General features: G+C 69.8%; 8 protein-coding genes and 1 pseudogene. 3 read left to right on the plus strand and 6 right to left on the minus strand.

Annotated elements, in window-relative coordinates; all coding sequences use genetic code 11:
• The first annotated feature begins 63 nt into the window (after positions 1 to 63).
• Positions 64 to 972, plus strand: coding sequence for an alpha/beta fold hydrolase (locus ACIPK4_RS38085; RefSeq protein WP_402322021.1), 909 nt, complete (start codon positions 64 to 66; stop codon positions 970 to 972).
• Here ACIPK4_RS38085 and ACIPK4_RS38090 read toward each other — a convergent pair.
• The 5 genes from ACIPK4_RS38090 to ACIPK4_RS38110 form a co-directional block, all read right to left on the minus strand.
• The gene (locus ACIPK4_RS38090) at positions 948 to 1,370 is read right to left on the minus strand and encodes a hypothetical protein (RefSeq protein WP_402322024.1); all 423 of its coding nucleotides are present in this window, start codon (positions 1,368 to 1,370) and stop codon (positions 948 to 950) included. The genes ACIPK4_RS38085 and ACIPK4_RS38090 overlap by 25 nt on opposite strands.
• The gene (locus ACIPK4_RS38095) at positions 1,367 to 2,161 is read right to left on the minus strand and encodes a class I SAM-dependent methyltransferase (RefSeq protein WP_402322027.1); all 795 of its coding nucleotides are present in this window, start codon (positions 2,159 to 2,161) and stop codon (positions 1,367 to 1,369) included. The genes ACIPK4_RS38090 and ACIPK4_RS38095 overlap by 4 nt, the downstream gene beginning before the upstream one ends.
• Entirely contained in the window at positions 2,158 to 2,937 is a 780-nt protein-coding gene (locus tag ACIPK4_RS38100; protein WP_402322030.1) for a DUF2071 domain-containing protein, read from the minus strand. The genes ACIPK4_RS38095 and ACIPK4_RS38100 overlap by 4 nt, the downstream gene beginning before the upstream one ends.
• On the minus strand, positions 2,934 to 3,308 hold the full coding sequence (locus ACIPK4_RS38105; RefSeq protein ID WP_402322032.1) for a metalloregulator ArsR/SmtB family transcription factor: 375 nt from the start codon (positions 3,306 to 3,308) through the stop codon (positions 2,934 to 2,936). Before ACIPK4_RS38105 ends, ACIPK4_RS38100 begins: the two co-directional genes overlap by 4 nt.
• A gap of 194 nt (positions 3,309 to 3,502) precedes the next feature.
• Positions 3,503 to 4,342 carry an SDR family oxidoreductase gene (locus ACIPK4_RS38110; RefSeq protein WP_402322035.1) on the minus strand — a complete coding sequence of 280 codons (840 nt, stop codon included), beginning with the start codon at positions 4,340 to 4,342 and terminating at the stop codon, positions 3,503 to 3,505.
• A 96-nt stretch (positions 4,343 to 4,438) separates the two neighbouring features.
• Between ACIPK4_RS38110 and ACIPK4_RS38115 the strand changes: the two genes are divergently transcribed.
• On the plus strand, positions 4,439 to 4,810 hold the full coding sequence (locus ACIPK4_RS38115) for a winged helix-turn-helix transcriptional regulator (RefSeq protein WP_402322038.1): 372 nt from the start codon (positions 4,439 to 4,441) through the stop codon (positions 4,808 to 4,810).
• Positions 4,811 to 4,864: 54 nt separating this feature from the next.
• Here ACIPK4_RS38115 and ACIPK4_RS38120 read toward each other — a convergent pair.
• Positions 4,865 to 5,205 (minus strand): annotated as a pseudogene (locus tag ACIPK4_RS38120) (IS982 family transposase); the annotation flags it as partial.
• A gap of 185 nt (positions 5,206 to 5,390) precedes the next feature.
• On the opposite strand from ACIPK4_RS38120, the gene ACIPK4_RS38125 reads away from it, so the two are divergent.
• Positions 5,391 to 5,861 carry a hypothetical protein gene (locus ACIPK4_RS38125; protein WP_402322040.1) on the plus strand — a complete coding sequence of 157 codons (471 nt, stop codon included), beginning with the start codon at positions 5,391 to 5,393 and terminating at the stop codon, positions 5,859 to 5,861.
• The last annotated feature ends 139 nt before the right edge of the window (positions 5,862 to 6,000 follow it).

The following is a 6,000-nucleotide window of genomic DNA, read 5'->3' on the forward strand; positions in this document are numbered from 1 at the left end:
CGGTTGGTACGGAATCCGGATTCAAGCGACCTGAAGACGGACGACCGCATGTAGAGTTTACTCATGAGTAACTTAGCTGGTGCGGATGCACCCCTGGTCACCTTCGTCCTGGTCCACGGATCGGGCAGCAACGCGTACGGCTGGTCGCCCGTGGTGGCCGAACTGGGGCTGCGTGGGCAGCGGGCGGTCGCGGTCGACCTGCCCGGCCACGGCCCCGGCGCGTACCTCCCGCTCTCGTACCAGGCACCCCAGGACCTCGAGCGGCTGCGTACGGAGCCCTCCCCCATCGCCGGGACGACCCTGGCCGACTGCGCCGCCCACGTGGCCGCGGTGGTGCGACGGGCGCACCGCAACGGCCCGGTGGTCCTGGCCGGCCAGAGCCTGGGCGGCGTCACCGTCAACGCGGTGGCCGACCTGGTGCCCGAGCTGATCTCGCACCTCGTGTACGTCTCGGCCCTGTGCCCGGCGAAGCGGGCCTCGGTGACAGAGCTGATGGCGACCCCGGAGGCGGCCGACAGCTTCATCTTCAAGCTGACTCCCGTCCCCACTGCGCCCGAGCTCGGGGTCACGCGGGTCAACTGGCGGAGCAACGACCCGGAGTTCTTCCGGACCGCCAAGGAGGCGATGGGCGCCGACTACACCGACACCGAGGTCCGGACGATGCTCAACATCCTCGAACCGGACGAGTCGGCCGCGATCGGGGCCGCCGACGGCCGCGGCCTGCCCCACAGGTGGGGCCGGATCCCGCGGACGTTCGTACGGTTCACCGAGGACCGCACCCTCCCGCCCGCGCTCCAGGACCTGATGATCCGGGAGGCCGACGAGCTGACCCCCGACAACCGCTTCCGCGTGCGGTCGCTCGCGGCCCCGCACATCGGCCCCCGCGACCCGGCGCTGCTGGCGGACGAACTGGAGCAGGTGGCCCGGCTCTGCCACGGAGTCGGAGCTCAAGGGCCGGCGACGAGGGCGTAGGCGAACACGGCCGTCACCCAGGTCCACAGGACGGCCAGTGCGATGTGCCCGGCGGTCCGGAAGCGGTCCCCGCGCCACAGGGCGGGTGAGAAGTAGGCGAACTGGAAGGCCCAGCGGGCGCCCCAGAAGAGGGTCTGGCCCGCGAGCAGGGCCGTACCGAGGGAGGTCCCGGCCAGGAGTTCCGGCGTGTAGCACAGTGGCAGCAGACCGAGCAGGACGCAGGTCAGGCCGATGAAGAAGAGGTGTGCGTAGGAGACCTGGCGGGTCAGCAGGCTGGTGCCGGCGAGGTCGGTGGGCCAGTCCACCAGACGGGGCAGGACGATGTGGAAGGCGCCCATTCCGGTCAGGGCGAGGCCCACGAGGCGGAGTTGGGACTCCAGGGCGAAGAGGGTGTTCACTCGGCGCCCCTGCGGAAGACGAGGGCCGTGACGAGATGGGCGATCCGTGTTTCGGTGACGGAGCGCAGGCCCTCGCCGTCCGCGAGTCGGAGCCATTCGCGGCGGGGCATGAAGTGCCAGGCCCCGGGGCCGAAGACGGCGGTGTTGGCCGGGTCCCGCAGGTGCTCCACCAGGACGAGCGTGCCACCGGGACGCAGGGTGCGGGTCAGCTCCGCGAACAGCGCCTCCCGGTCGGGTGCGAGGCGCAGTTCGTGGGCTGCGAAGACCGCGAACACGGTGTCCTGGGAGGCGGTGGCGACGGGCAGTCGCGACGGGCTGCCGGCCAGGGTCCCGGGCCGCGGGGGCACGCGCCGGCGGGCTCGCCGGATCGAACCTTCGGTGGTGAGCGCCGGGTCGTAGAGGTCGACGACGCTCTGACGGGTCCCGGGGTACCGGAGGGCCAGGGGGTGGCTGACCTCGTCGAGACCGGTCGATATGACGAGATGGTCGCCGGGGCCGTCGGGCAGCAGGCCGGTCAGCCAGTCGAGGGAGTACAACTCGGAGTGGTCGTACACCCACCAGCAGGCGGCGGTGCTGCCCATGAGCAGGGCGGCAGCGGCCAGTGCGCCCGTGCGGGCCAGGGTGGCCGGGACGCGGGGCAGGCGCGGCGCGAGGGCGAGGCCGCCGGCCATCGCGGCCAGCCCTCCCGCGTACATGGGCCAGTTGTATCCGATCACCTCGCGCACCCCTGAGGGGCGCGGGGGCAGCGGGACGGTGCCGGTGCCGATTCCGGTTCCGGTTCCGGTGCTCACAGCGCTCCCCCGTCCAGTGCCCGTCTGTAGCCGCGCTCCCAGCCGTATTCGAGATCGCCGACGTGGAAGGCGTTGGCGAGAACGGGCTTGGTCCCGGCGAACGGTCCGTGGTCGAAGAAGGTCAGGGTGGGAACGTCGACCGAGACCGGGACCGGCTCCCACTGCGTGCGGGTGGCCTTGACGATGATCACCGTGCCGGTCTGCGGCTCGTACTCGAAGGTGTACGGGAGCGGGCCCGCGTACCGGCGGGCTTCCTTGGCGCTCGCGAAGGGGCTCCCCTCGGGGAGCGGGGCGGGGGTGTCGGCCAGGTCGGCGCGGACGTGGAGGTCGGCCAGGCCGTCGGCGCTGACCACCTTGAACTCGAGGGTCCGGCCGACCGTCCGGGTTCCGATGCGGGCGAGGCGGTAGTTGTAGCGGGAGAAGAGGTTTCCGCCGAGGACCATCATCCGGTGGTCGGTGTCGCTGCGCAGGATGCGCAGGCCGCGCATGGTGCGGCCACCGGGGGTGGGGAACCGGGTGAAGATCCGGTAGCCGGTGAGGATGAAGTCGCGGCCGAGCCCGGCGGGAAGGAACGACGGGCGCAGCGCCCGGGTGTCGACCACGGCGGCGGCGACGAACCCGTGCTCGGTGCCGTTCGCGTCACGGTAGGTGTCGAGGGATAGCCCCGGAGGCACCAGGGGGGTGAGCAGCTCGGGCGGCAGCGCGTAGGTGAGTACGAGGGAGTGGGCGAACGACGTCTGCATGGGCAGGGGGTGTCGTTGCAGCAGGTGTCTCATGAGCCGGCCGCCCCGTCGGTCTCGGCGGAGGGGGCGGCCGAAGGCTCGCTCCCCTCGGCCTTGCGCCACTTGGTGTGCCGCAGCACCACCTGCTCGGGGCAGACGGCGCTGAGGAACCGTCCGATGTGCATGGCCAGCCGTTCCTCGGCAAGCGCGTAGAGGATGCGGTTGCCGTCGCGTCGTTCGGTGACCAGCCCGGCGCCCTTGAGCACCCCGAGGTGCCGGGAGATGGAGGGCGCGCTGATCGCGAACCGGCTCGCGATCTCCCCGGCCGCGAGCTCGCCACCCCGCAGGTCTTCAAGGATCTGACGCCTCGTCGGGTCGGCCAGCGCCCTGAACGCGCTCGCCTCGTCTTCGCTTGATGTGCTCATGCGCAGGAACTTAGCACATTAGCTAAATACGAAAACAGAGGGGCCGGCAGGTTTCCCGCCGCCCCGGGGCGGCGGACCCGGGCGGTGCCGATGGGACGCGGCCCCCGCCGACGCTCCGGACACTGCGCGGACTGGCCACCTCGCGGGAGCCAGGTGACCGCCGGAGCGGCGGAGCGTGCCGGGCGGACCACGTGTCAGCGAAACGCGCCGACGTTGCGGGTGGCCCAGTCGGCGAAGGGACGCGCGGGGCGGCCGAGGACGTCTTGGACCACCGGGCTGACGCGCAGTTCGGCCTCGCTCGGGGCGCCGAGGATGTCCAGGGTGTCCTCCGCGAGTTCCGCCGGCATGCTGTGGGTCATGGCGGCCTTGGCCTGGTCCCGCGTGAGGTCCTGGAACCGCAGGGGGGAGCCCAGCGCGTCGGCGATGGCCTGCACCTGCCGGCGCGGGGTGATCACCTCGGGGCCGGTCAGCTCGTACACACCGCCTACGTGCCGGTCCTCCCGCAGGCAGGCCGCGGCAACCTCGGCGATGTCCATCGGGTCGATGACCGGCACCCCGACGTCGCCGAACGGGGCGGCGACGACCCGCTGTGCGCGGATGGACCCGGCCCACCACAGGGCGTTGGAGGCGAAGCCTCCCGGCCGCAGAATGGCCCATTCCATGCCGGATTCCCGAACCACGTCCTCCAGGGCGCGCATCGCGACCCGCGTCGCACCGAAGGGCCTGGTCGCCACGCCCTGCGTGGAGAGCAGAACGACCCTTCGGACCCCGGCCGCCCCGGCTCGGGCGATGAGCTCGGCCGGGCCGGTTCCCGGGCCGTGCAGATCACCGGAGAGCAGCAGGAACAGGGCCTTCGCCCCGGCGAGCGCGGGCTCCAGGCCGGCCGGCTCGGCAAGATCGGCCGCCAGGTGGCGGACTCCGTCCGGAACGGGCGCCGCACTCCGCGACACCGCCGTCACCTGCTCGCCCGCCTCGGCCAGCGTCCGCGTCAGCGGTCCGCCCACGTTCCCGGTGGCTCCTGTCACCACGATCATGATCAGCTCCTTGTTCGTCCCACGTCATCTACGGCCCCGACGCTAGGACTTGGGGCTAACTTCCAGTAAGGACATACCCCTGGGTAAGCTCCTCACATGACGGGAAGCGTGCAGCTCGGACGCGGCGAAGCGGACAAGCGGTATGACGTGTTTCACACCGACTGCCCGGCGCGCGACATGGTCGACCACGTGACCAGCAGATGGGGCATCTGGGTGCTGATCTCCCTGCGGAACAACGACCTTCGGTTCTTCGAGCTGCGTGAGAGCATCCAGGGCGTCAGCGAGAAGATGCTCGCCCAGACCCTGCGCGCGCTGGTCCAGGACGACCTGGTGTGGAGGACGGTCGAACCGACGACGCCGCCTCAAGTCACCTACGGGCTCACCGAGTTCGGCAGGAACGTGAGCGAACCGCTGGTGGAGCTGTTCGACCGGATCACCCGGTGGCTGCCGCCGCGCACCGCGGACTAGACGAGTGATTCCGAAGTGATCAGTGGTCGTAGGCGATCAGGGACCGCGTAATCGGCCGTGTTGTTCCAGGTCGAGCTGGCCTTTGAGGGTGTCGTTCACGGACTCGATCAGTTGCCGCACCGATTTCAGCATGGACTCGCCCTTTCGACGTCTCTCCCGCTTGAACGAGGGCAGCCCTTGTCCGTGATCACCAGCAGGCCGGGGCGGTCTGTGACTGTGTCCGGCTCACGATCCAACATCGCCGTCAGCACCTCGCGCTCGTCCAGCTTCGGGTTCGCAAGGGACCACAAGATCGGCATACCGGTCGGGGTGCACACCAGGTACAGCCGCAGGCCCCAGAAGAATCGGGAATGTCTGGCGCAGTATCCGCATCCGGCCCAGCCAGCCAGGTCTGACCAGTGCAGTGAGCAGGGCGTCCAGGTCATTCGTCACAGAACGATCTTGGCCGCCCAGTGCCGGATCTCCCGGTCCGCGCTATGGCCAAGAACCGCCCAGGACAACGCGCTCCTCCGCCATTTGCGCCGCTCTACCCCGAACCCCACGCCGTGTTCATGTCATCGATGTCATAGTATCGGGTGTTGTGTGGACAACGCTTGCGCCGCTCGTCGGCGTCCTGCTCGGTGGGTTCATGTCGATGCTGGCCCAGCGATCGGCAGGACGCGCCTTGGAACGCGGCGAGGCACGCCGCAGTGTCCGGGAACTTGCCGAGGCGCGCCGCAACGAGCGTCTCACCCACCTCATCGAGTTTCTGTCTGCGGTGCAGGAAGCTGAACGGGTCGCGGTGGACCGGTATCACCACAACCTGACTGACGAGCAGTGGCAGGGCCGGGCAAGGCAGGTCCTCGACAGGGTGTGGGTGACGCAGAAGACGATCCACGTGCTGTGCACGGCCGAGGTCAGCGAAGCGGCACGTAGCCTCGCGTTCGTGGTGCAGGAGGTGATCAGGAAGGGCCCCGAAGATCCGGGAGAGCCGCAGGATGAGAAGGTCTGGGCGTACATCCATCCGAGCCGACAGGCATTCCTTGACCTTGTGCGCGGCCAACTGAGCTGAACCCGGGGAGGGATTCGGCAGCTGCGGTGAGCGACACGGGAAAAGGCTCTGGCACTGATCTTGTGGTCTCGTGACGCAACGTCATCGGATTCCGTCATCCTGTGAGGCGTGCGATCTTCGGGGTCTTGAAGTGTTGTTG

Source organism: Streptomyces sp. NPDC086989, from assembly GCF_044745505.1.
Lineage (GTDB): Bacteria > Actinomycetota > Actinomycetes > Streptomycetales > Streptomycetaceae > Streptomyces.